12 protein-coding genes are annotated in these 23,163 nt (G+C 70.2%); 2 read left to right on the forward strand and 10 right to left on the reverse strand.

Features of this window, described 5'->3' with window-relative positions:
- Positions 1-102: 102 nt before the first annotated feature.
- The 9 genes from AB0N31_RS07840 to AB0N31_RS07880 all read right to left on the reverse strand — a co-directional run bounded on the left by AB0N31_RS07840 (position 103) and on the right by AB0N31_RS07880 (position 19,662).
- The gene (locus AB0N31_RS07840) at positions 103-2,172 is read right to left on the reverse strand and encodes a hypothetical protein (protein WP_366057496.1); all 2,070 of its coding nucleotides are present in this window, start codon (positions 2,170-2,172) and stop codon (positions 103-105) included.
- A 156-nt stretch (positions 2,173-2,328) separates the two neighbouring features.
- Positions 2,329-3,828, reverse strand: coding sequence for a bifunctional cytidylyltransferase/SDR family oxidoreductase (locus AB0N31_RS07845; RefSeq protein ID WP_366057497.1), 1,500 nt, complete (start codon positions 3,826-3,828; stop codon positions 2,329-2,331).
- Positions 3,829-4,471: 643 nt separating this feature from the next.
- Complete coding sequence (gene obgE / locus AB0N31_RS07850; protein ID WP_366057498.1) at positions 4,472-5,908, reverse strand: GTPase ObgE; 1,437 nt, start codon at positions 5,906-5,908, stop codon at positions 4,472-4,474.
- 125 nt (positions 5,909-6,033) lie between these two features.
- Positions 6,034-6,288 (reverse strand): 50S ribosomal protein L27, encoded by a 255-nt coding sequence (gene rpmA / locus AB0N31_RS07855; RefSeq protein ID WP_040253648.1) that lies wholly within the window; start codon positions 6,286-6,288, stop codon positions 6,034-6,036.
- Positions 6,289-6,302: 14 nt separating this feature from the next.
- A complete protein-coding gene (gene rplU, locus AB0N31_RS07860; protein ID WP_007381993.1) occupies positions 6,303-6,623 on the reverse strand; it encodes a 50S ribosomal protein L21 in 321 nt (106 codons plus the stop codon).
- Positions 6,624-6,827: 204 nt separating this feature from the next.
- Positions 6,828-7,202, reverse strand: coding sequence for a hypothetical protein (locus tag AB0N31_RS07865; protein WP_366057499.1), 375 nt, complete (start codon positions 7,200-7,202; stop codon positions 6,828-6,830).
- Entirely contained in the window at positions 7,202-14,107 is a 6,906-nt protein-coding gene (locus AB0N31_RS07870; protein ID WP_366057500.1) for an RHS repeat-associated core domain-containing protein, read from the reverse strand. The genes AB0N31_RS07865 and AB0N31_RS07870 overlap by 1 nt, the downstream gene beginning before the upstream one ends.
- A gap of 140 nt (positions 14,108-14,247) precedes the next feature.
- On the reverse strand, positions 14,248-17,916 hold the full coding sequence (locus AB0N31_RS07875; protein WP_366057501.1) for a LamG domain-containing protein: 3,669 nt from the start codon (positions 17,914-17,916) through the stop codon (positions 14,248-14,250).
- A 243-nt stretch (positions 17,917-18,159) separates the two neighbouring features.
- Positions 18,160-19,662, reverse strand: coding sequence for a VCBS repeat-containing protein (locus tag AB0N31_RS07880; protein WP_366057502.1), 1,503 nt, complete (start codon positions 19,660-19,662; stop codon positions 18,160-18,162).
- Positions 19,663-19,936: 274 nt separating this feature from the next.
- Here AB0N31_RS07880 and AB0N31_RS07885 point away from each other — a divergent pair, with 274 nt between their 5' ends.
- Positions 19,937-20,539, forward strand: a complete 603-nt coding sequence (locus tag AB0N31_RS07885) for an acyltransferase (protein WP_366057503.1) — start codon at positions 19,937-19,939, stop codon at positions 20,537-20,539.
- 121 nt (positions 20,540-20,660) lie between these two features.
- On the forward strand, positions 20,661-21,827 hold the full coding sequence (locus tag AB0N31_RS07890) for an acyltransferase (protein ID WP_366057504.1): 1,167 nt from the start codon (positions 20,661-20,663) through the stop codon (positions 21,825-21,827).
- 50 nt (positions 21,828-21,877) lie between these two features.
- Here the strand turns inward: AB0N31_RS07890 and AB0N31_RS07895 are convergent, their stop codons facing one another.
- A complete protein-coding gene (locus AB0N31_RS07895) occupies positions 21,878-23,161 on the reverse strand; it encodes a nucleotide sugar dehydrogenase (RefSeq protein WP_366057505.1) in 1,284 nt (427 codons plus the stop codon).
- Positions 23,162-23,163: the final 2 nt, after the last annotated feature.

Raw genomic sequence — 23,163 nt, forward strand, 5'->3', positions numbered from 1 at the left:
ACGGCTCGGCCCCCGGAGATTCCCTCTCCGGGGGCCGAGCCGATGTCACACAGGTGCCTCGGACCGGGCGCCTCGCACCGCGGACCTCACACGCGGGGTGCCTCAGACCGCGGTCACGCCGCCCTCCGCCAGTTCCGCCTCTCCGGCCGCCGCGACGACGCGGGACTCATGGCCGACGTTGCGGGCCTCGGACTTCAGCGCGAGGTCGGCGATCGCGGTGTCGAACCGCTCGATGGAGGTCGGCTCGTCGGGGCCGAGCAGGTACTCCTTCAGTTCCTTGCGGTCCTCGGCCAGCACGTCGGCGGCCGGGTCGCGGACGGCGTCCAGCAGCTGCTGCACCCCGGCGGCGTCGTTGGTGAGGATCACGGCCGCGCGCACCGCGGTGTTCTGCCGCCGGAACTCCTCCGCTCCCAGCTCGGCCGAGTCGGTGACGGCGTACGGCTTGCCGCTGGCGATGAAGTCGGAGACGACGCTGGAGATGTCCGAGACCATCGCCTCGGAGGCGTTGAAGCAGTCGTACAGGCGCGGCTCGCCGCCGGTGATGACGCGGTGCTCGTACGACGGGAAGGAGCGCCAGTAGGCGTCGTTCCAGTCGGCGCGCAGCCGGGCGGCCTCCTGGTGCTTGCGCAGGTCGACGAGGCCGTCGCGGCTCGTCACCGCCTCGTCGGCCTTCTCGTCGAAGGTGAGGGAGAGCTCGTCGAGGCGGGCCTTGAGGCGGGTCAGCTCGGCCCCGGCCTTCGCCTGGGCGGCCGGGTCCGCGGTGAACCGGGGGTCGGCGGCGCGCTCGGCGGCGGCCTTCTCGACCAGGGCGGTGATCCGGTGGTGCGCGGCGCGGGCCTTGGCGCTGCGGGTGCCCGTGAAAGGGTGCGGCTTGTACAGGACCCGGACCGGGGGTTCGGCCGCGACCAGCTTCTTCACGATGTTCTCGCCGGCCAGCAGGATCGAGGTGTTGCCCGGGTCGTCGTCCCAGCCCTCCCAGGTGGGCGCGTACAGCACGGTCGGGATCCGGTCCGCCGGCGCGCCCTGCCAGGGCTCGATGGGCGCGAGCTGCGGGCGGCCGACCTCGACGATGTCCTCGTCGCGGATGCCGACGTCGGCGATGGCGTAGCGGTCGCGGCCCGCGCGGCCGGCGGTCCACACCTCGTCGTACACCTTGCTGAAGGGATTGACGCTGGCGAGCTTGTCGCTGTCGCCGTGGCCGATGAAGACGTGCTTCATGGTGGGCACGCGCAGCAGGTGGATGTTCTTGCCGACGTTCGCCGCGTACAACGCGACCCGCACCATGGAGAGGTCCATGTTCATCAGGTGCACCCCCCCGGGCACGCAGACGACCGGGACCGTGGTGGGTGCCATCTTCTCCAGGATGACGCGCTCACGCAGGATGATCAGCGGGCGGGACTCCAACTGCTCCATCGTCTCCAGCCACATGTTGAGCTGGTAGGCGGAGTCGGCGGAGCCGGAGAAGTACAGCACCGTCTCCGGGCGGTACTCGCGCAGCCAGGCGCTGACGGTCTTGAGGACCTTGTCGGCCTTCGGCGGGATCCGCTTGGCGCGCAGGTACGGCGCCAGCGCGAGGACGTACAGGGTGCCGAGGACCAGGGTGACGCCGGCTCCGGCGAAGCCGGCGGCCTCGCTGTCGGTGACGGCGTACGCGAGCAGGCCCCCGACGGCCGCGAGATCGAGGTGGAGCATCTTCACGTCGGCCCCGCGCAGCAGGAGGCGCGGCGGGGCGTCGGGGACGGTGAGGCGCGAGACCAGGTCGACGTTGCGGGTCACGACCGGCATCTGACGGCGCTTGCCGATCAGGGTGACGAGGGCGCCGTGCGGGGCCTGGAGGCCGAAGAAGATCGTGAAGCAGGCGATCGCCGCGTAGAAGACCGGCTCCTCCGACAGGTCGAGCCGGGCCAGGAGCAGGATCAGGAGCAGTTCCCTGACCAGGAACCGGGTCGACAGGCCGGCTCTCACCTTGCCGAGGAGGCTGATGAGGTAGCTGCCCTTGCGGTGGAGGTAGAGGTCCGCAAGGTAGGTCACGGCTGCCGCGACGGCGAAGGCGGGGACGTTCGGGACGAGCGCGGCCAGCATGAGGCAGGGGAAGCCCAGCGTCATGAGGGCCACCGCGGCCAGCTCGGCCACGCTGCCCACCCGGGCGACGCGAATGGCGGTCGTTATCACGGAGAAACCTGCTCTGGGAGGGGGCCGGTCAGTGAATCCGAAAAGTCCGGAAAATACTTTGTGAAGGTTTCCGGAGTTTTACGGATTCAGGCCTCTGTGAATATCCCGTAAACAGGGAGCCACAGAGGCCTGAATTTCAAGGCTGATGGCGGTTGATTATGCCACGCCGTCCTGTCGGTCGAGCACGCCGGCCAGGGCCTGCTCGAAGCCGGAGGCGCGGGAGGCGTCGGCGGTGGGGTCCTGCTGGCGGACGTCGATCACGTGTCCGGTCAGCTCGGACAGCAGCACGTCGAGGGAGGTGCGGGCCACGGTCTCCGAGGACAGCAGGCTGCCCGCCGGCTCCTGGCCGAAGGCCTTGGTGCGCATGGGGGTCGCCGTACGCTCCGGGTTGACGCAGTTGACGCGGACGCCGTCGGCCGCCCATTCGTCGGACAGGGCCTGGGTGAGGTTCACCATGGCGGCCTTGGTCGAGGAGTAGAGGCTGTACTCGGCGCGGCCGCGGGTGTAGCTGCTGGAGGTGTAGAGCAGCAACTGGCCCTTGGTCTCGGAGAGGTACTTGTAGGCGGAACGGGCGATCTGGACCGGGGCCAGGTAGTTCACCTTCAGCGCTTCCTCGATGGTCGCGTTGTCGGTCTCGGCGAGCTTGCCGATGCGCAGCACGCCCGCGGTGTTGACGACGTAGTCGATGCGCCCGGTCTCCGCGTAGGCCTTGGACAGCGCGTCGTCGACCTCCTCCGGGTTCTCCACGTGGGTGTTGGTGGTGGAGCGGCCGAGGGCGTAGACGTGGGCGCCGTAGGACCGGGCGAGTTCGGCGATGTCCTTGCCGATGCCGTACGAGCCGCCGAAGACGACGAGCGTCTTGCCGGTGAGCAGGTCGCGGTAGGCCTCCTCGCTCATCTGCTCGGGCGCGGCGGTGGAGCCGAGCTGGAACAGCTTGTCGGCGATGAAGACGTCGACGGGCTGCGTCACCTTCATGTTGTACTCGTCGCCCGCCACGACGTGGATCGGCACGTCCGGCAGGTAGCGCAGGACGACGGTGCAGTCGTCGGTGGCCTGGAAGTTGGGGTCGCCCGCCGCGACCTCGTAGGCCCGCCGGATGGTGGAGAGCTTGAAGGCCTGCGGGGTCTGGCCGCGGCGCAGCCGGGAGCGGTCCGGGATCTCGGTGATGAACTCCCCGTCCTCGCCGTGGGTGCGCGTGACGATGATGGTGTCGGCGGACGGGATGGCCACGTCGACGGCCTGGTAGCGCTCCAGCGCGGCGACGCAGTCGTCGATGACGCGCTGCGAGAGCAGGGGGCGCACGGCGTCGTGGAAGAGGACGTTGAGGTCCTCGCCCTCGGCCAGGCCCTCGCCGAGGGCGGAGATGGCCCGCTCGGTGGTCTCGTTGCGGGTGGAGCCGCCCTCGATGACGCGGGAGACCTTGGTGAACCCGGCCTTGGCGACGATCTTCTCGACGTCCGGCACGTAGCCCGGCGCCATCAGCACGATGACGTCGTCGACGGAGTCGGCGTGCTCGAAGGTGGTCAGGGTGTGCTCGATGACGGCCTTGCCGGCGATCTTCAGCAACTGCTTCGGGATCGACAGACCCACCCGCTGGCCGGTGCCACCGGCCAGGATCACTGCGGTGGTACGGGGCTTGGCTATGCGCTGGGACACGGGTGACCTACCTTGGGGCGACAGGGAACGGGGAAATGCTCCCACTTTCGGTAACCGCGATGCAAGGTGAGCGCCGTTCAGTGCATATGTGCGCGCCACCCGCCATTCACCTTGCGGTGCGAGTGCACCTTACGGCTGCGGGTGATTGACCTGACTCGGGCGAACCTTCCTCGCATCCTCTCGTGAAATCCTGTGAGTAACGGAACAGACGGTATCGGATTGCCGAGAGTGACGGGATTGCGGCTCACCGGAGTTGCAGCCGTTTCGGGCGGCGACGGCCGAGTGCTTTCACGAGTTCCCTCGACGGCTTCCGGTGCGCCGGCCGCGCTCGACGCGCCCGCACGGATGCCGCGGCCGCCCGGGCCGGCGTGGAGATCCTCACGTGCCGCGGCGCGGGGCCGCACGTGTTCTCCCACGCATGAACGCGCGGTGGCGGACCGGTGGGAAATAAGGATCTTCGGGGAGGACGGGCGGCGGAATTCCTTATCGGGATTCCGCGGCGTCTCGATCCCGGCGGCATCCCGATCTCGGCGGGAATGAGGAATCCACGGCCGCGTCGAGGCCCCGGCGCCTCGACGGCCGGGAAGCCGAAGACGGCCCCGGCGCGGCGCGAGCCGTGGCGGGGCCGTGTGGAGCCGGTGGCTCAGAAGGGCTCGAAGCCCTCGAACTCCTGGGTCGCCTCGTCGCGTTCGGCCTGGCGGTCGCGGCGGCGCTGGGCGGCCGGGCGCGGGGCCTCGAAGCGGTGGTCCTCGCCGCGGCGGCCGAGCATCTCGGCGCCGGCCGTGACGGTCGGCTCCCAGTCGAAGACGACCGCGTTGTCCTCGGGACCGATGGCGACGCCGTCGCCGGAGCGGGCGCCCGCCTTCATCAACTCGTCCTCGACGCCGAGCCGGTTGAGACGGTCGGCGAGGTAGCCGACGGCCTCGTCGTTGCTGAAGTCGGTCTGGCGCACCCAGCGTTCGGGCTTCTCGCCGCGGACCCGGAAGAGGCCGTCCTCCTCCAGCGTGACGGTGAAGCCGGCGTCGTCCACGGCCTTGGGCCGGATCACGATCCGCGTGGCCTCCTCCTGGGGCTTCGCGGCGCGCGCCTTGCCGACGATGTCGGCCAGCGCGAACGACAGCTCCTTGAGCCCCAGGTGCGCCACCGCCGACACCTCGAAGACGCGGTACCCGCGCGCCTCCAGGTCCGGCCGCACCATCTCCGCGAGGTCCTTGCCGTCCGGTACGTCGATCTTGTTCAGGACGACGACGCGCGGGCGGTTGCCGAGCCCGCCGTACTGGCGCAGCTCCTCCTCGATGATGTCGAGGTCGGAGACCGGGTCGCGCTCGGACTCCAGGGTCGCGGTGTCCAGGACGTGCACGAGCACGCTGCACCGCTCGACGTGGCGCAGGAACTCCAGGCCGAGGCCCTTGCCCTGGCTGGCGCCGGGGATGAGACCGGGGACGTCGGCGATGGTGTAGACGGTCGAACCCGCGGTGACGACACCGAGGTTCGGCACGAGCGTGGTGAACGGGTAGTCGGCGATCTTCGGCTTGGCCGCGCTCAGCACCGAGATCAGGGACGACTTGCCGGCGCTCGGGTAGCCGACCAGCGCCACGTCGGCGACGGTCTTCAGCTCCAGCACGATGTCGTGCAGGTCGCCGGGCTCGCCGAGCAGCGCGAAGCCGGGGGCCTTGCGGCGGGCCGAGGACAGCGCCGCGTTGCCGAGACCGCCGCGGCCGCCCTGGGCGGCGACGAAGGAGGTGCCGTGGCCGACGAGGTCGGCCAGGACGTTGCCCGCCCGGTCCAGGACGACGGTGCCGTCCGGCACGGGCAGGACCAGGTCCTGTCCGTCCTTGCCGGAGCGGTTGCCGCCCTCGCCGGGCTTGCCGTTGGTGGCCTTGCGGTGCGGGGAGTGGTGGTACTCGAGCAGTGTGGTCACCGACTGGTCCACGGTGAGGATGACATCCCCGCCGCGGCCGCCGTTGCCGCCGTCCGGGCCGCCGAGCGGCTTGAACTTCTCACGGTGGACGGAGGCACAGCCGTGACCTCCGTTACCCGCGGCGACGTGCAGCTCGACGCGGTCCACGAAGGTGGTCATGGTGGGTGCCTCCAGTGATGTACGTGATGTACGGGTGTTACCTGTGCCAACAAGCGAAAGGCGGACCCGCCTTCCCGGAAGGGAAGTGAGGTCCGCCTCGCGAAGCGTTCCCGGAAAGCCTGAGGTCAGGCGACCGGAACGATGTTCACGACCTTGCGGCCACGGAACGTACCGAACTCCACCGCACCGGGCTGGAGCGCGAACAGCGTGTCGTCGCCGCCGCGGCCGACGCCGGAGCCGGGGTGGAAGTGGGTGCCGCGCTGGCGGACCAGGATCTCACCCGCGTTGACGACCTGACCGCCGAAGCGCTTCACGCCGAGCCGCTGGGCATTGGAGTCGCGACCGTTCCGGGTGGACGATGCGCCCTTCTTGTGTGCCATGTCTCCTCAGTCCCTTACTTCGCAGCCGCGGGGATCTCAGTGACCTTGATCGCCGTGTACTGCTGGCGGTGGCCCTGACGACGGCGGTAACCGGTCTTGTTCTTGTAGCGAAGGATGTCGATCTTGACGCCCTTGTGGTGGTCCACGACCTCGGCCTGGACCTTGATGCCGGCCAGCACCCACGGGTCGCTGGTCACAGCGTCGCCGTCGACAACGAGCAGGGTCGAGAGCTCGACCGTGTCGCCAACCTTGGCGGTGGAAATCTTGTCAACCTCAACGATGTCGCCGACAGCAACCTTGTGCTGGCGACCACCGCTGCGCACGATGGCGTACACGCGGGTCTCTCTTTCGCTCGGAGAACGGCACCCCCGCAGGCCAGCCACCCGGGCAGGAAACACGGGCGACCTCTCCCGGCCACCGGAGACCGGCGTCCGGAAGGAAGAGGTTTACGGGGATGTGGCGCGCCACTCGACACGCCGACGGTCAAGGTTACGGGGCCCGGCTTGAGGGGTCAAACCGGGCCCCGTGAACCCGCCGGCCTACCGCTCGGTATCGCCGAAGCGGTACAGCCGTACCTCCACTCCCCGCTGCCGGGCGAAGCCGGCGACACCCTCGACCGCGGCCGTCAGCGCGGTGGCGAGTCTGTCCAGCTCCGGCACACGCCGCTCCCGGTCGGGCGCGGCCTCCACGGCCTGCCAGGCGGCACGGTAGGCCTCCTCCAGCGGACCGACCTGCTCCTCGTAGTCGACGATCCCGTCGAGCGCGAAGCCCGGCCGGCGGCTTCGTGCGGCCAGGTCCAGCTGAGCCGTGACCGAGATCAGGTCACCCACGAGCTTCACGTGGAGCGCCCCGACCTTCCGGCTCAGCAGGATCTCGGCCGGCACGGCGTTCCAGTGCTCCTCACCGTCCAGCATCAGTTCTCCATCTCCCTGGCCATACGCCCGAGTCTGGCAGCTCCGGCCCGGCCCGCGGGTATGTCGACCCCGCCTGCCCTCAGAATGCCGACGCAGTACGTCACACAGCTGTTGCTGCCGTAGCTGTACGGGCCGAGATCGGCGTTGATGGACTTGAGCTGGGCCTTGATGGCCCCGCGGGCGTTGGGCAGGCGGAACGTGAGCTGCTTGGTGTTCGGCCCCGCCTTCTCACTCACCACCTGGGCCGACGTGTCGTAGCCGGTGAAGTCCTCCACACCCTCGGGGGCGTCGATGACCTGCTCCGTCTCCAGGGCACGACCATCGTCCAGCTCCACCTTGATCGTGGCGTGGCCGTGGTCCTCGTCCCAGGTGACGGTCGCCGTTCCGTCGCAGTTGTGCACGAGCAGCGGGGTGGCGCCGGCCAGCACGTAGTACGCGTGGATCCCGGTGATCGTCAGGTCGTGGGTGCGCTGCCGCTGGTCGAAGTGACGGTTGGCGACCAGTTCGACCTCGGTGCCCGACGGGGTGTGCAGGGTCATGCCGGGCTTCAGGTCGCCGGCCTTGATCCACGCCTGCTCGGACTCCACCCAGAAGGGGTGCGTGGTCGTGGCGACCAGCGTGTCCTCCTGGCCCGAGGCGACCTTCACCGTGAGGTCGGAGAAGTGCTTGTCGTCCTCGGTGACGATGGTGCCCGCGACCTCACGGACCGTCGCCTTGCCGGTCTTCTGAACGGTCGTGACGACCTTGTCGCCGGGCCTCACCTTCTCGATGGGCTTGGTGGTGCCGTCGGCGAGCAGGACCTTCGTGCCGGGCAGGAAGCTGTGGCACTCGGTCTTTTTCTTCTTCTTGAGTGCCTCGGCCGCCTTCTTCTTGGCGGCCGCGAGTTTCTCCCCGGCCTTGGCCAGCCCGGCCTGGGCCTTGCCGACGGCCTTGTTGGCCTTCCACAGGTCCTTGGCCCCGCCGATCAGGTCCCCGACCAGGTTGGTGACCCGCTTGGCGAGCTTGAGGCCCTTGGCCCATTTCCAGGGTGCGCCGTACTTGGCCAGGATCTTGCCCGCCAGACCGCCCGCGAAGCTGCCGGCGATGTTGAGCAGGGTTTCCCCGCAGGCGCCGACGTCACCGCTGGAGATGCAGTCCAGGGCCGCGTCGACACCGAGGATGTCCCGCGCGATCTTGACCAGGGCCTTGCCCGCGGACTTGATGCGCTGCTTGGCCGCGGACTGCTGCCCCTGTGCCTGCGTGACGTTCCAGGCCGCCTTGTCCTTCTCCGACTCCGCCTTGTCGACGTCGGTCTTCGGGAAGTACGGCACACCGCCGCGGCACTCGATCAGGCCCTCCCGGCACTCCGGGATGATCATGCCGCTGGGGTCGGCGTGCGTGACCGGCGAGTTGTTCGCGTACGCGTAGCCGTTGATCTGCTGCGGCTGCGTGTAGTCGATGACCGGGTCGACGGATATGAACTTGCCGATCACCGCGTCGTACTCGCGTGCCCCCAGGTGGATCAGGCCGGTGGAGGCGTCGATCGTGCCTCCGACGTAGCCCTTCTCCCCCGGCCAGACACCGGTCTTCTCCCCGCGGTCGACGCCGAAGGGGTCGGAGCGGCGCTGGCTGATCGCGCCGGTCGCGGCGTCGATCGCCACCTCGCCCGTGCCGTGGTGGTCGGAGGCGATGAAGGACACCTTGCCCGCGGTGCGTACGGCGACCGTCTGGCCGGCGTACTCGTAGTAGCGGGTGGCCTCCTTCTTGGTGCCGTCGGCCGACAGCTTCAGCTCGGTGCCGGGCAGGTAGACCGTCGTCCCCGACGGGGCCTTGCGCACCAGGCGGTTGCCGGAGCCGTCGTAGAGGTAGCTGGTCTTCGAGCCGTTCGCCTCGGTGGCCTCGCTCAGCTTGCCCTGGTCGGTCCAGAGCAGGGACTGGGCGTTGCCGCCGATGGTGCGCTTGGTGGTGTTGCCCGCGTCGTCGTACTCGTACGTCGACTGCCGGTCACCGGTCGGGGTCTTCTCGGTGATCTTGGTGACCTGGTGCGGCCCGTCGCCCAGGGCGCCCGCGGTGCCGTACTCGTAACTGCGGGTGATGTTCTTCGCGGCGTCGAGCCCGATGTCGTGGACCGTCTCCGAGACGCGGTTGCCGATGGCATCGGTCTCGTACGACTTCCAGTAGGGGGCCGGACCGCCCAGGGCGCTCGTGCCGGCGGCGGAGTCACAGGCCGCCGGGCCGGATCCCTCCACCGGGACGGAGGAGCCGCGGGTGCCCATGCCGGCCGCACTCGTCACAGTGGCCGTCGGCGTCCAGGCGTCCTTCAGCCGCTGGCGGTCGTCGTAGGCGAAGCACTGCATGTCCGGCGCGGCGGAGTTCGCGGTGTCCGCGATGGACAGGACGTTGCCGGCCTGGTCGTAGGAGTACCGGGAGTCCTTGGCCGGCGCCGTCGCGCCGTAGACGTCGACGGTCGAGCGGGTGAGGCGGTCGGTGCCCTTCTCGTAGTCGTAGGTCTGCCAGACCTTCTTGCCACTGCCGGTGTTCAGCTCCAGCTGCTGGACGAGGCTCTTGCCGGAGTAGACGGTGTTGGTGACGTACGAGGTGGTGCCCGTCATGGTCGTCGGACGCTGCAGGCTGTCGTACGTGTAGGTCAGCGCCTCCGCCGGCAGGTCACCGACGGCCGGCATGCCGGCCGTCTGGAGCGTCCCGTCCCGGTTGTAGGTGGACGTGTAGACGTAGGTGCCGGCCAGGTCGCCCTGGGAGGCGGGTATCTGGTAGGCGGTCTTCAGCGGGCGGTAGAACTCGTCCATCGACTGGACGGCCGTGGCGAAGTACTCGGTCGGCGAGGTGTAGCTGAGGAAGCCGTAGGCCTGGCCCAGCCAGCCCGCCTTGTCGTACCTGGTCTCCGTCAGCTTGGTGCCGGTGTCGGCGTCGCCCTGCCAGGTGGTCAGGACGCGGCCGAGGCTGTCGTAGACGGTGGACGTCTTCTTGTTCCGGCCGTCGTACTCGGCGATCGGCCGGTCCAGCTCGTCGTACTCCACGCGCGAGGTGCCCGCGTCGGGGTCGATCAACTTGGTCTGCCGGCCAAGCTGGTCGTATTCGTACCGCCACACGTTGCCCTTGGCGTCGGTGACGGTCTCCAGCTGGCCCAAGGCGGTGTACGTGTACTTCGTCGAGTCGTACGGCACACCGGCGGCCGGTGAGGCGCCTCGGTAGTGGCGGATCTCCGAGACGTTGCCCTGGCCGTCGGTGACCGTCGTGGTGGGGACGCCGCCGATCGGTGGGTCGACGCTGGTCAGCTCACCGTTGTAGGTGGTCGTGGTGCGCCACTGCTCACCGCCGCCGACGGCGAGGATCTGCGCGGTCGGGCGGCCCAGGCCGTCGTACTCCATGAGGCTCTGCTGGCCGACCTGGCCGTTGCTGACGAGCAGCAGTTCGTCCGAGGCGACGCCCGCCGCGTTGTACGTGGCGTTGGTCTTCCTGACGTTGCCCGTGCCGTCGTACCAGGTGTCGGCGACCATGCGGGTGCCGTCCGGGCCCTCGGTCTGGATCTGGCGAGGGCGCAGCAGGCTGTCGTAGAGCTGGTACTCGGCGCCGTAGCTGCCGTCGTTCTCGATCTTCTCGGTCTTGATCGAGGTGACCTTGTCCTTGCGGACGTTGTAGGAGTACTTGATGCTCGGCGTCTGCGCCGTCGTGCGGTCCGCCAGCCAGACGGAGGTCAGCCGGCCCATGGCGTCGTACGCGAGGTCCGTCCGCTTGCCGTTCGGGTCGGTCTGGCCCTTGGACATGCCCCAGGCGGGGCTGTAGTCGGTGGTGGTGACGTGACCGGCGGCGTTGGTGACGACGGTCTTCGTCAGCAGGCCGTTGGTCTCGGTGTAGACGGTCTTCGTCTGCTCCGTCGTGCCCTGTTGCTTGGCGTCCTTCTGCGTCAGCGGGCGGCCGAAGGCGTCGTAGGTCGTGGTGCCGGTGACCTGGTACGTCGCCGTGGTGCCGTTGTGCGACGTCATGCGCTCGGTCTTGGTGGCGTCACCCTTGGTGGGTGCCGCGCCGAACGCGCCGCCGTCGTAGGAGGTGCGCTCGTCCGCCAGGACCTGCGTCCTGCGGTCGGGCGTGGTCGCGCACTTCACGGACACGGACTCGCTGCGCGCGGGCAGCGCGAGCAGGTTCTCCGCCGTGTTGTCCGCGTACGTGGTGCGGGTGCAGGTGTCGTCCTTCGTGGTGGAGACGTCGCCCTGGTCGTCGACCGTCAGCACCCGGCCGGTGCCGTTGGACGTGTCGTACGTCGTGGTGGACTTCGTCTCCAGCCATGTGCCGTCGGACTGGAGGTTGAAGCCGCGGCCGATCTGGGAGCGCACGATCACCGCGCGGGTGGTGCCCCAGCTCTGGGTCTGGGTGGCGGTGTAGTGCTTCCACGGGGTCTGGATGGACTTCGAGATCAGCTTGGCGCCGTCGTACGTGGCGACCTCCAGCTGGTGGCCGGTGAACTCCTCGTCGTCGGAGTACGACGCACCCGTGGAGTCCTTCACGGTCACCGAGCGGGCGTTGCCGGAGGCGTCCTTGTCGCCGTCCATGCCCTGCATGAACGTGTAGTCGACGCGCGTCTTCTGCACGTCGGCGGTGCCGGAGGTGACCTTGACCTTGCCGTAGCCCTGCCAGCCGCCCCAGGTGAGGTACTTGGCGTCGGTGATGCCGTCCGGCTTCGCCTTCCGCCAGGCCGCGTCGCCCTGGTACTCGTAGCGGGTGACCATGCCGTCGCTGCCACCGGTACGGTCGGTCTCGATGACCGCGGAGACGACGTACTTGTGGAACCAGTCGGTGATCGGCTCCAGGTAGCCCGGCGGGGCCCACTTCACGGGGTAGCAGCGCTTGGTGGACTCGCCCGGCGTGGGCAGCGTGGCCTTGGTGCAGTCGGTGGGCGCGTAGTTGACGTCGAGCTGGGCGCCGGTCTCGCTGAGGACCATGGAGAGCCGGAAGCGGTGGAACGGCGCGATGTTGTCGCCGATCGCGTCGACGCGGTTGGCGAGCTGCTCGCCGAACAGGTCGACGGAGGGCAGCTTGACCGCGGTCGTACCGGCGCGGCCCTCGTGCTCGATCTTCGACAGCCACAGCGTCTTGGAGTCGTCACCGTTGTCGGTGAACAGGTGCGTCAGCGTCCAGGCGTCCACGTCGTCGTAGCCCGTGGCGTCCTTGCGCATCTGGGTGACGACCGAGGTGAGCCGCTTGGTGGTCCAGAAGGTCTGGACCGGCGAGGTGCACTTCGTGCTCGCCTTGCACTCCTGGTCGACCGGGACGTCCGGCCAGTGAGCCGCGTTCGCCTTGGTGCGCTTGCTCTCCGCGCAGTCGAAGTCGGCGGTGGGCAGGCAGCGTTCGGCGGTGTTGAAGACGATCCGTGCCGGGGCCTTGGCCGCGTAGACCTGGCCGTCGCGCTGGCCGTAGTCGATGCGCTTGAGGTAGCCGCCGCGGTGGTAGGCGGTGCCGTTGACGTCCGTCTTGCCGTTGAGCGCGTAGTAGTTGGTCTCGCGGTCGTAGAAGTAGGACATCACGTTGCCGTGGGTGTCCTTGACGTAGTCCAGGCTCCAGCGCCAGGCCTGCTGGCAGTGCGCGCTGGTGAACGTGGCGTTGTAGCAGGGCTCGCCGGAGTCGTCGCCGAAGACCGGCGCGGTCCAGGTGGAGTTGGTCTCCTCGTTGCCCGTGGCCCAGCCCGGCAGACGGTTCTGACCGAAGTAGTACTCGGTACCGTCCGAGGTGGTGATGCGCCAGTACTCGCCGTCGTTGTCGCCGTTGGTGGCGCCGGTCAGTTTCTCGACCTTGCTGCCGTCGTCGGACGACATGTGCCACTTGCCGGTGGTGTCGTCCTTGACCAGCTCGCCGGCGGAGCCGTTGAGCATGACCGTGGCGTTCTCGAACGCCCAGCACTGCTCACCGGAACCGGAGTGGCCGTCGTCGGAGCACGGCTTGTAGCGGCGCTCGATGTAGCCGGGGTCGTAGGAGAAGCCCTCGCCGATCCACGAGCCCTGGTTGTTGGTGGCCGAGGTGCGGCCGTCGGCCGACTGGGAGGAGTAGCCGAGGCCGACGGTCGGGGTCAGACCGCCCGGGGTCGGCACCGACCGGAAGGGATAGTTCCAGTTGAACGAGCCGGAGGAGGTGGCGACGCTCCAGCTCGACGACGGCGCGAGGGCCGTGGCCTTGTAGGTGCCCTGGGCACCGGACGGGCCCGCCGCCACGGCGACCAGCGAGGTCGCCTCGGCGGCCATGGTGGAGACACCCTCGGCCGGGGCCGGAGCCGCGGTCACGTCGGCGGAGACGGTGCCGGCCTCGACGTCGTTGACCGTGGGCAGGGCCTTGGGCTGCTCCGGGCACTCCTTGCTGCCGGGCACGGCGACCGTGGCGCAGGAAGGGAGCTGCACGAGCCGGAGGCGGGAGGCGTAGGAGCCCCCGAAACCCTCGGCGAACTCGGAGTAGTCCACGGTCAGGCGGACCTTGGCGGCCTCGTCCTCGCCGTCGGCACGCTCGACGCCGAGGAGGACACCGGCACCGAGCTGCCCGGCGCGCTTCGGGTCGAGGACGTCGACGCGGATCTTGCCGGCCGCCGTCGCTCCCTTGGCCCGCGCCGGCGCCTTCGCCTTGCCGACCTTGACCGGCAGACCGCCGGCCTCGGTGGCGGCGGCCGCGCCGACGGTCATCTCGGCGCCGCCCTGCTCGGGCCACACCGCCTTGTCGAGGCCCTTGACCGCGGCCTCGCGCGCCGGGTCGGAGGGACGCTTCTTCGCTTTGGCGTCGGATCCCTCGGCGGGATCCCCGTCGTCCTGGACGCCGGGGCGGCTGGTGCGGCCCCGGTCGCCGTCGTCGAGCACCACTGCCTGGACCGACGACGCGGACAGCGCGAGGGAGAGTCCCATCACTGTCGCGACGAGCGTCTGTCTGGGCATGCGGCGGCTCAGTGAGCGGCCACGGAAGAACATCTGCCAACTTCCTGATCGTGGGAGAGGGAGAGGAGAGAAGGAAAAGGTGTGCAGGACGGGTGTGCCGGGCCTTGGGGGGCCCGGCACACCTCGCTATTGGCGATCCGTCACATGTCCGTCACGGCCGTCAGCGCGGCCATCTGCTGCACCGCGACCGGGTCGGCCGCGCCGCTGTACACCCGCACCTCGTCGATCGCGCCGGCGAAGTACTCGCTCGCCCCGCGCAACGAACGGCCCACCTGGAGACCTCCGGTGGCGGACCACAGGGTGTTGTCGGTGCCGTAGGCGCCGGCGACGAGCTGGCCCTCGACGTACAGGCGGATCGAGTTGGCGAAGGCGTCGTAGACGACCGCCAGGTGCTGGCCGGAGCCGCCGGTGTCGGGGAGTTCCTGATCGTCGGTGAAGGTGACGACCGAGGGGGTGGCCACGTCGGTCTTCGCCACCGCCAGCTCCCACTGCCCGGTCGCCGCCTGGTAGCGGACCTGGACGCGGTTGGCGTTGGCGCCCGGCAGGGACAGCACCGTCTGCGACTTCTCCGGGTCCAGCGAGGTGAGCTGGGCGCGGGCGGTCACGGTGAAGCTGCTGGTGCCGGTGACCGGGGCGGTGGCGGTGGACGCGTAGTCGCCGTCGCCGTCCAGGACGAGGTTGCCGTCGCCGACCAGGGCGGCGGTGTCGAACAGCGGGTCGGCCGGGCGGTAGACGGAGGCGTTGCCCGCGAGGGTCAGCGCCTGGCCGCCGCCGGTCTCGGCCACCGAGCCGTTGGTGGCCTGGTCCAGCTGCCAGTAGGCCTTGCGCACCGGCATGATCGTCATCAGCTCGGCGACCTGGGCCGCCGGCAGGACACGGTCGAAGACGCGGATTTCGGCGAGGTCACCGGTGAAGTGGTCGCGGTAGCCGCTCTTGGCCGTCGAGCGGCCGATCTGCAGCGGGCCGTACGACTTCCAGGTGGAGCGCCGGGTGGCCGATCCCTTCAGGTCCTTGTTGATGTACAGCTGGAGCTGCGGGCCGCCGCTCTTCTGCGCGTCGTACACGCCGGTGAGCAGGACCCACTGGTCCTTGACCACGGTGATGCCGGTGGAGACGGCCTTCCACTCGCCGAGCGAGTCCACGTCGTTGACCGGGACGGAGAACTTCCAGGTCTTCGCGGTGGCGTCGTAGCCGAGGGTGAAGCCGGGCTCGCCGGTGCCGTCCTGGCTGACGATCGTCATGTCCTTGTCCAGGGCGGTGGGCCGCACCCAGGCGCTGACGCTGAAGCTCTTGGCGGTGTCCAGCACCGTCTCGCCGGCGTCGAGGTAGGACTCGGTACCGCCGTCGAAGCGGGCCGCCTTGTCGACCTTGCCGCCGGGGCCGTCCGCGCCGAAGGCGACGGCGGTGCCGGCGGTCGCCGAGAACTCGCCGCTCTCGTCGTGCGCCTCGGTGTCACCGGCCTGGTCGGCGAGGTTCCACTGGGCGACGACCGGCTTGCCCTCGCTCACCAGGAAGTCGTACGGCGTGCTGCTGGCGTGCGCCGCCTTGTCGATGGCGACCACTTCCAGCACCTGGCGTCCGGAACGGGTCGGCATCCACTGGAGGGAGACCGCGCCGCCCGGTGTGGCGGGGGTGAGGGTGGTCATCGCCGCGCCGTTGAAGGAGTACTGGTACTTGACGACGTCGTTGTCCGGGATGGAGTCGTTCGGGTTCGGCGAGAAGGTGAAGGTGCCGTAGGTGCCCACGCCGTCGTGGTAGACGGTGTCGGACGGGTACTGCTTGGACAGCACGAGCGGCTTGCCCGGCCAGGTCTTGTCGTAGGTGAACTCGCAGCGCTGCGGGGTGTCGCCCTCCGAGCTCCACGGGCCGTAGCCGTCACCGTCGTACGCCCGCGCGCTCCAGTAGATGGGGGTGTTCTGCGGGATCGTCGACTTGACGGTGTGCACGAACTTGGTGCTGGTCGTCGGGGAGAGCCAGTCCGGGGTGGTGTACGTGTAGGAGCCGGGTGTGGTCCCGCCCCACTCCACCTTGAACTGGACCTTCACCTTGTCGGTCTGGCCGTTGCCGTGGTCGGGGTCGCTGGCGATGGCCTGGAGCTTCGGCGGCACGTCGGTGGTGGGACGGCTCGTGCCCCACTTGCACACCCCGCCCGGGTCCGAGGACATGTCCGAGGTCTTGATCTGCCGCGGCAGGTTGTTGTACTTGATCGACAGGTACGCGTTGCCGCAGATCCGCTTCCACTCCGCGAAGCGGGACTCGTCGGCCGCGCGCAGGCCCAGTGTCATCGCGTTCCAGCCGCCCGCGGCGGCCGTCTTGACCTCGGTGGTCAGCTCGCCGGTCGCGCCGCTCTCGAAGTGCAGGTTGGCCTGGCTGGAGCAGGAGGTCGGGGAGATCGCCTTGTCGACGGTCTGGAGGTAATCATCCCAGTCGTCCGAGGTGTTGGACCAGTTGCTGGACGAGGTGAGGCTGTAGTTGGCGCCGCCGATCCGGTAGAGCTGGATGGGCTCGGCGGTCGGGGAGGCGCTGTAGATGTGCTCGACGCGGGCGGAGAAGGTCGCGCCCAGGATCTGCTTCCCCTTGTAGTAGGAGAGCGGCATCGTGAACATGACGCGCCGGGTGCCGACGCCGTTGCAGGAGACCGGGTTGTAGTCGGTGGGGCACTTGCCGACGCCCGCGCTGCCCGAGTACTTCCAGTCCTGCTCACTGGGCATCCCGGACATGACGCCGGTCCAGGAGGTGCGCGAGGTGGTGCGCTGGATCGGGTCGATGACCACGGGGAAGACGGTGTCCGCGCCCTTGAGGAGCTTCTGGTCGGGGACGAGGGTGAGCGTGTCCCTGCCGACCTCGACACCCAGCGGGGCCACGCGGCCGCCGCCGCCGGGGCCTTCGAGGGCGGGCTCGGGGGCGGCCTGCGGTCCGGGGGTGGCGGCGGGAGTCGCGGCAGCGGTGGGGGCTGCCGAAGGGGTCGCCTCCGCGCCCGCCGCCGCCGACTTCAGCGCCTTGGCGACCGCCTTGGGCCCCTGCTTCCGGACAGCCGTCTCCTTGACCGCCGCCGAGTCCCACATGGCAGGCTTCCCGGCCTGGAAGACGGTGCCGCCGACGACGGCGTCCTTCGCCAGGACGGCGCCCGTGGCATCCTCCGCGACCTTCAGGCCGTCGGTGGTCATGCCGAGGTCGAGCCGGGCCAGCCGGGTGTCGGCCGCGGCCTCGGGCGTCTTGACGACGATCAGGTGGCCGAAGCCGTCCGCCTCCGCCCGTACGGTCAGGTCGACGCCGGGCAGCACCTCGGCGTAGGTGGCGGTGTCACCGTCGACGCGGGGCGCGGGCAGCTTGCCGTACGGCCAGGTCAGGGCGAACTCGCGGCCGGCGCGCCGCATCGTGACGAAGGGCTTGCCCGCCTGTCCGGCGGAGAAGGCCAGGTCGACGGTGGCGGCCTTCGGGCCCCAGGTGCCGTCGGCGCGCCTGACGAGCGTCGGGTCGACGGAGACCCACTTGCCGCCCTGGACGGTGCGGACGGGCTCGGTGTACTCGCGGGCGGTGAAGGTGCCGTCGGGCTCGGCGAAGATCTCCCTGCGCTCGGTGCGCAGTCCGACGACCTCGGCCCGCTTGCCGCTGTCCTTCGCGGAGGCCATGGCCTGCTGCTCGGTGACCAGCGGCTGGTCGGCCGAGACGGGGGCGGGGCCCCGGTCCGGTCCGCCGCCGCCGGGGAGCGCCGCGGCGCCGGCCACCACGGCGCCGGTGACGGCCGCCGCGACGGCGGCGCGCAGCACGAGGCCGCGCCGTATCGGTCTGAGTCTTTCTGCGGACACGCGTCCACTCTCCCGTCGGTTCATGTCTGTCTGGGAAGTCGAGGGGCCACGGCACGGATCCGGCGCGCCGGGATCGCAATCCTCGGGGCGTCACCGGAACGTCGCCACGACAAGGGGGTGCCGCACGCGCCGTGCCCGGGTGGGCGCACCGGCCCGTTCACCGGGGGGCCGTGCGCGGCCGGTCAGGGTGGGGTGGTGGCGCGGCGGCCGGCCGGTTCCGGGCCGACCGCCGCGCGGGCGTCGTCAGCGGACGGTCGTCCCGAACGCCACACCGGTCGCGGGCAGGCCGCCCTCACCGGGCTTGATCGTCACCGTCGGCGCGCCGCCGGAGGCCACGTTCCACGGGAAGCCGTGGACCGCGCGGGCCTCGGCGGGGCCGTAGGGCATGCCGACGTAGAGCAGCGAGGGGGTGGCCGCCAGGGAGAGGCCGGCGAGCTGACGCGGGGCGGGGGTGCCCGGGATGCCGTAGCCGGGGTCGATCCACTGGTCGGAGGCGCCCGGCGCGCCGACCAGCGGAACGATCTGGACGCCGCCCTTCTCCATGTGCTCCTCGGACGACTCCTCACCCGGCACGCCGATGGCGAGGCGGGTGGTGGTGGCCGTGGAGGTGGCGTTGGGCGAGGTGTTGACGGCGGCGAGCCGCTTGCCGAAGAAGTCGCCGGCCTCGGACTCCTGGTCCACGTCGGCGGTGTTCTGGTCGATCCAGGCGGTCTGGGTGAACGTGCCGTTGGCCGCGAGCTTGAACACCTGGACGGCGCCCGCGTCGACGGTCGTCGACAGGTCCTCGCCCGGGACGCCGACCGCGAGCAGCGACTCGGTGGTGGAGGTGGCGCCGGAGGCCCGGTACGGGACCATGGCGATCGCGTCGCCGAACTGGTCGCCGACCTCCTCGGCGCCGCTGATCACGTCCTGGTCCTGGGCGAGCCCGCCGAGCGGCTTCGGGTAGCCGGAGGTGAGCGTGTGGTTGAAGTAGGCCACGCCGCCGGCGAACGTCGTCGTGCCGATCGCCTCGCCGGGTGTGCCGACCGCGAAGTGGGTGGGGGTCGCGGCGAGGGAGGAGCCGAAGCGGTCGTCCTGCTCCGCGACGCCGGCCACGGCACCGCCGGTCTCGGTGTCCTGGTGGGTGAAGGTGACCGTCTGCTCGGTGCCGCCGACGTAGTAGAAGCCGCCGGCGTCCTCGAGGGTGCCGATGGACTCCCCCGGAGAGCCGATCAGCAGGTACGGCTGGCCGGCCGAGGTCTTGCCGGCCGCGAGCGCGTAACCGACCCAGTCCTCGGCCTCGGCGCCGCCGCCGAGCGGCTTGTCGGTGCCCTGCACGAACTCCTTCACGGCCTTGCCGCCGGCGTTGAGTCCCGCCGTGGAGCCGTAGATCAGGTGCACCCATCCGGCATCGGGGACGGTGCCGACGTCCTCGTAGGGGGCGCCGACCACCAGGTCGCTGCAGCCGTCGAGGTCGGCGTCGTAGACGGCCAGCGAGTAGCCGTACCGGTCACCCGTCTCGGGCCCGCCCGGAATGCCGTCCAGCGCCTGGGAGAGGGTCAGACTGCCCTTTCCGCCGCCGTAGACGACGTGGATCTCACCTGCCTGGCGCACGCCGTCGACGGTCGCCTCCGGGTCGGCGACCACCGTGTCGCGGACGCCGTCGCCGTTGAAGTCCGAGTCGACCCCGGACGGACACGCGACCGCGGCGGCGGCCGGCGTGCCGGCGGTGCCGAGCCCCCAGACCAGCAGCGCTCCCGTCACCACTGCGGCAGCGCCGTGCCGCCATTTTCTGCCCACGGTTAACACAGCCCTGCCCCCGTAGATAAAGAGACTTTGAAGAAACGTCACCGGATCATCGCTGCGGGTGACGTGACCATGCAAGAGTTCACTTGACCACCAGAACATGACAAGAATCACAGGAAACACACACCGTCTCCACCGTCTCCGGCACACGCGGGGACCGCGGCCGACCACCCCTGCGGGGGACGGACCGATCCCCGTATGCTCGCCCGGACGTCAGACACCGGAAGGCATCGAAGTGAACTACAGGGTCCAGCCCAGCGCTCAGGTCGACGACACCGCCGAGATCGGCGCCGGCAGCAGCGTCTGGGACCTGGCGCAGGTCCGCGAGGGCGCCCGCCTCGGCGAGGGCTGCGTGATCGGCCGTGGCGCCTACGTCGGCACGGGCGTGCGCATGGGCGACAACTGCAAGCTCCAGAACTACGCGCTGGTGTACGAACCGGCCGAGCTGGGCGACGGTGTCTTCATCGGCCCCGCCGTGGTCCTCACCAACGACCACAACCCCCGCTCCGTGGACCCCGAGGGCAAGCAGAAGCGCGGCGGCGACTGGGAGGCCGTCGGCGTGAAGATCGCCGACGGCGCTTCCATCGGCGCACGGTCGGTGTGCGTCGCCCCGATCGAGATCGGCCGCTGGGCCATGGTCGCGGCCGGTGCCGTCGTCACCAAGGACGTGCCCGACTTCGCCCTGGTCGTCGGCGTCCCGGCCCGTCGGATCGGCTGGGTCGGCCACGAGGGCGTCCGGCTGGTCCCGCGCGAGGACCGGCCCGGCGTGTGGGAGTGCCCGAAGTCCGGCCGCCTGTACCGGGAAACGGCCGAGGGGACGCTCACCGAGTCGGAGTGAGCCGAGCAGCACCCGGAGGGTGGGAACCGGCCCGGGTCACCCCGGGCCGCTCGGTCCTCCAGCCCGTGACGGCGCCCGGACCACGCGGCGGGGCGTCCAGGACACACAACGAGGACGACACATGTCTCAGACCGACGTCAGGGTTCCGGCACCGCAGGACGCGGCCGGCGCCGAGGACGCGCCCGAGCCCGCGCCGCCCGCGCCCGCACGGGCCCCGCGGCTCTACGCGCTGGACGCGCTGCGCGTCGTGGCGGCGCTCTCCGTGCTGCTCTTCCACTTCACCGGCGTGGACGCGGCGACCAAGGCCAACTGGGGCATCAACCCGAAGGCGCTGTTCCCGTCGATCTTCCCGTACACCTCCTACGGCTCGTACGGCGTCCAGCTGTTCTTCATCATCAGCGGCTTCGTCATCTGCCTGTCCGCCTGGGGCCGCACCCCGGGCCGGTTCGTCCAGGCCCGCTTCCTGCGCCTCTTCCCCGCCTACTGGTTCTCGGTCGTCGTCGCCGTCCTCGTCTGGCGCGGACTGCCCGACGGCGAGCGCAAGGCGCCGAGCTTCAGCGAGTCGCTGACCAACCTCACCATGGTCCAGGCGCCGCTCTCGGCCCGGCACCTGGTCGGCGCCTACTGGACGCTGTGGGTGGAACTCACCTTCTACCTCGTCTTCCTGGTGGTGCTCTGGAAGGGTCTGGACTACGTCCGGGTCTCCGTCTTCTGCTGGCTGTGGCTGCTCGCGAGCGTCCTGGTGCAGAAGGAGGAGATCCCGCTGGTCGGCATCTTCGCCCAGCCGCTGAACACCGCGCTGTTCGTCTCCGGCATCGCGATGTACCTGATGTACCGGTTCGGTCCCGACCTCAAGCTGTGGGGCCTGCTCGCCGCGGGCTGGCTGGTGATGCAGGGCGACCTCATCCAGCACGCCGACCACGTGCGCGACGAGCAGGGCATGGACCGCTCGCCGTACGTCGCCCTCGCCCTGGTCACCGTCTTCTACCTGGTCGTCCTCGCCGTCGCCCTGCACAAGTTCGACCAGCTCGAATGGAAGTGGCTGACCACGGCCGGCGCCCTGGTGTACCCGCTCTACCTGCTCCACGAGGAGCTGGGCTGGGCCATGATCCGCAAGCTGTACGGCGGCGGCCACCTGGGCGCGTGGGCCACGCTGGCCACCACCACGGCCGTGCTGGTCGTGCTGGCGTGGCTCGTCCACCGGTTCGTGGAGAAGCCGTCCCAGCGGTGGCTGCGCAACCGCCTGGCCAAGGAGTCCGGCCGGCACACGGCCGCGGCGCGCGACTGAGCCGGGCCCTTCTGCCGTTCCGAGGCGTCCGACGGGTCCGGTCGGACGTGTCAGCCGCCGATGACGACCCGCCGGACGCCCTTCCAGGCCTCCGGGTCGGTCGTACGACGACCGTCGACCAGGACCGTGACGTCCGGCAGGTCGGCCGGGGTCAGGGAGCGGTACTCGGCGTGGTCGGCCTGCAGGATCGCGGCCGTGACCTTCTCCCCCGCGTGCGGGGTGAGACCGTGCGCCGCCAGCTCCTCGGCCGTGTACATCGGGTCCGAGACGAACGGGACGGCGCCGCGCGCCTTCAGCGCCTCGACGGTCGGGAACACGCCCGAGAACGCGGTCTCCTTCACGCCACCGCGGTAGGCGGCGCCCAGCACGAGCACGTTCACCCCGGTCAGGTCGCCGTAGGCGGCGGCCAGCAGGTCCACGGCGTACTCCGGCATCGCCGCGTTCGCCTCACGCGCGGAACGCACGACGGTCGCCGCCGGGTCGTTCCACAGGTACATCCGCGGGTAGATCGGGATGCAGTGACCGCCGACGGCGATGCCGGGCTGGTGGATGTGGCTGTACGGCTGCGAGTTGCAGGCCTCGATGACCTTCTTGACGTCGATGCCGTTGCTGTCGGCGAAGCGCGCGAACTGGTTCGCCAGGCCGATGTTGACGTCCCGGTAGGTGGTCTCGGCGAGCTTGGCCAGCTCGGAGGCCTCCGCGGTGCCCAGGTCCCACACGCCGTTGGCCTGCGGCAGGTCGGCGCGCTCGTCGAAGTCGAGAACCTGCTCGTAGAACTCCACGCCGCGGGCCGTCGACGCCTCGTCTATGCCGCCGACCAGCTTCGGGTAGCGGCGCAGGTCCGCGAAGACCCGGCCGGTCAGGACGCGCTCCGGGGAGAACACCAGGTGGAAGTCCTCACCCGGGGTCAGGCCGGAGTCCTCGGCCAGCATCGGCGCCCAGCGGGTGCGCGTGGTGCCGACCGGCAGCGTGGTCTCGTACGAGACGAGCGTGCCCGGCTTCATGCCCTGGGCGATGGCTTTCGTCGCCGAGTCCATCCAGCCGAAGTCCGGCACGCCCTCGGCGTCGACGAACAGCGGCACGACCACGACGACGGCCTCGCTCTCGGCGACCGCGGACGCGGTGTCCGTCGTCGCGCTCAGCAGCCCGGCGTCGACGGCCTGCTTCAGCTTGACGTCGAGGTCGTGCTCACCGGGGAAGGGCTCGACGCCGGCGTTGACGAGCTCGACGACCTTCTCGTTGACGTCCGCGCCGATGACCCGGTGGCCCTTGGACGCGAACTGCACGGCCAGCGGAAGCCCGATCTTGCCGAGCGCTACTACACAGATGTTCATGG

The sequence above is a fragment of the Streptomyces sp. NPDC051051 genome (assembly GCF_040682975.1).
Lineage (GTDB): Bacteria > Actinomycetota > Actinomycetes > Streptomycetales > Streptomycetaceae > Streptomyces.